Source organism: Stenotrophomonas sp. STEN031, from assembly GCF_056759975.1.
Genome location: NZ_JBRREA010000003.1, coordinates 180,001 through 181,861 on the forward strand (window position 1 = coordinate 180,001; position 1,861 = coordinate 181,861).

Sequence of the window (1,861 nt, forward strand, 5' to 3'; positions counted from 1 at the left end):
GCGGGTGAAAAACCCGCACGCCGAAAGCCCAAGGTTTCCTTGCGCAACGTTAATCGGCGCAGGGTGAGTCGGCCCCTAAGGCGAGGCAGAAATGCGTAGTCGATGGGAAGCAGGTTAATATTCCTGCACCTCGCGTAAGTGCGATGGAGGGACGGAGAAGGTTAGGTGTACCAGGCGTTGGTTGTCCTGGGGAAAGGCGGTAGGTTTGGATCTTTGGCAAATCCGGGATCCTTTAAGACCGAGCACCGAGACGAGCCTTTAAGGCGAAGTCACTGATACCACGCTTCCAGGAAAAGCTCCTAAGCTTCAGCTTACGCAGACCGTACCGTAAACCGACACAGGTGGGTAGGATGAGAATTCTCAGGCGCTTGAGAGAACTCGGGTGAAGGAACTAGGCAACATGGCACCGTAACTTCGGGAGAAGGTGCACCCTTTTTGGTGGCTCATGCGAGCTATAGCTGAAGAGGGTCGCAGTAACCAGGCCGCTGCGACTGTTTATCAAAAACACAGCACTCTGCAAACACGAAAGTGGACGTATAGGGTGTGACGCCTGCCCGGTGCTGGAAGGTTAATTGATGGGGTCAGCCGCAAGGCGAAGCTCTTGATCGAAGCCCCAGTAAACGGCGGCCGTAACTATAACGGTCCTAAGGTAGCGAAATTCCTTGTCGGGTAAGTTCCGACCTGCACGAATGGCGTAACGACAGCGGCGCTGTCTCCACCCGAGACTCAGTGAAATTGAAATCGCTGTGAAGATGCAGCGTTCCCGTGGCAAGACGGAAAGACCCCGTGAACCTTTACTATAGCTTTACACTGAACGTTGAGTTCGTCTGTGTAGGATAGGTGGGAGGCTATGAAACTGTGGCGCTAGCTGCAGTGGAGCCATCCTTGAAATACCACCCTGTCGTGCTTGACGTTCTAACCTAGGTCCATTATCTGGATCGGGGACCGTGTATGGTGGGTAGTTTGACTGGGGCGGTCTCCTCCTAAAGAGTAACGGAGGAGCTCGAAGGTACGCTCAGCGCGGTCGGACATCGCGCACTGTGTGCAAAGGCATAAGCGTGCTTGACTGCAAGATCGACGGATCAAGCAGGTAGGAAACTAGGACTTAGTGATCCGGTGGTTCTGTATGGAAGGGCCATCGCTCAACGGATAAAAGGTACTCCGGGGATAACAGGCTGATACCGCCCAAGAGTTCATATCGACGGCGGTGTTTGGCACCTCGATGTCGGCTCATCACATCCTGGGGCTGTAGTCGGTCCCAAGGGTATGGCTGTTCGCCATTTAAAGTGGTACGCGAGCTGGGTTCAGAACGTCGTGAGACAGTTCGGTCCCTATCTGCCATGGGCGTTGGAAGTTTGAGAGGGGCTGCTCCTAGTACGAGAGGACCGGAGTGGACGAACCTCTGGTGTTCCGGTTGTCACGCCAGTGGCATTGCCGGGTAGCTATGTTCGGAAGCGATAACCGCTGAAAGCATCTAAGCGGGAAGCGCGCCTCAAGATGAGACTTCCCGGGGCACAAGCCCCCTAAAGGAACCATATAGACTATGTGGTTGATAGGTCAGGTGTGTAAGTGCAGCAATGCATTGAGCTAACTGATACTAATGATCCGTGTGGCTTGACCATATAACCTCAAGTTGCCTTGGCCGACATGACATGTCGATAGAAGTCCAAGTGCACGCTACGTCACAAGATCCATGAGAGGCAGGCGCCTAAATCCGTTGTTTGGATGGCGACGCTCCAACCGTCTCCCTGATGAAATTAGCGCTATGGAACCACCCGATCCCATCCCGAACTCGGAAGTGAAACGTAGCCGCGCCGATGGTAGTGCAGCCTAAGCTGTGCGAGAGTAGGTCATCGTCAGG

General features: G+C 54.2%; 2 rRNA genes (1 of these 2 cut by a window edge). Both read left to right on the forward strand.

What is annotated here, in order from left to right:
- Nucleotides 1-1,622: ribosomal RNA gene (locus ACVOLQ_RS02495) — 23S ribosomal RNA — on the forward strand; it begins 1,256 nt to the left of the window's first position.
- A 125-nt stretch (nucleotides 1,623-1,747) separates the two neighbouring features.
- Nucleotides 1,748-1,861 (forward strand): 5S ribosomal RNA (rrf, locus tag ACVOLQ_RS02500); the annotation flags it as partial.